Source organism: Pseudomonas fluorescens (genome assembly GCF_902498065.1).
In the GTDB taxonomy this organism is placed as follows: Bacteria; Pseudomonadota; Gammaproteobacteria; order Pseudomonadales; family Pseudomonadaceae; genus Aquipseudomonas; species Aquipseudomonas fluorescens_BJ.
The window spans coordinates 1-523 of record NZ_CABVIR010000030.1 but is presented as its reverse complement, the minus strand read 5'-3'; the positions used below and the strand labels follow the sequence as shown (position 1 = coordinate 523).

1 protein-coding gene is annotated in these 523 nt (G+C 64.2%); it reads left to right on the top strand.

Annotated features, from left to right (window positions below; translation table 11 throughout):
- Window positions 1-523 (top strand): ATP-binding cassette domain-containing protein (locus F8N43_RS29215; protein WP_150654716.1); only part of this gene is annotated, 523 nt, incomplete at both ends.

Genomic DNA, 523 nt, shown 5'->3' with positions numbered 1-523 from the left:
GGCAACACTGACCCTGGGCGCCAAGGTGCAGGATGCACCGGGCGCGGGCGCGCTGGTGACCTCTGGCGGCGCAGTCACCTTCGATAAGGTGAGCTTCAACTACAATGGCGAACGTCAGGTGCTCGATGGCCTGAGCCTGAGCATTCGCGCGGGCGAAAAAATCGGCCTGGTCGGCCGCTCTGGCGCTGGCAAATCCACGCTGATCAACCTGCTGCTGCGCTTCTACGACGTCGACAGCGGGGAGATTCGCATGTGCCGCCAAAACATCGCAAACGTGACGCAAGCAAGCCTGCGCCGCTCCATCGGCATGGTTACGCAGGACACCTCCCTGCTGCACCGTTCTATTCGCGACAACATCGCTTACGGCCGGCCCGATGCGACCGAGGCGCAAAGTCGCAGCGCCGCGGCCAATGCCCAGGCCGATGGATTCATTAGCCAACTGAGCGACCGGCAAGGCCGTACCGGCTACGACACCCTTGTGGGTGAGCGCGGCATCAAGCTGTCGGGCGGCCAGCGCCAACGC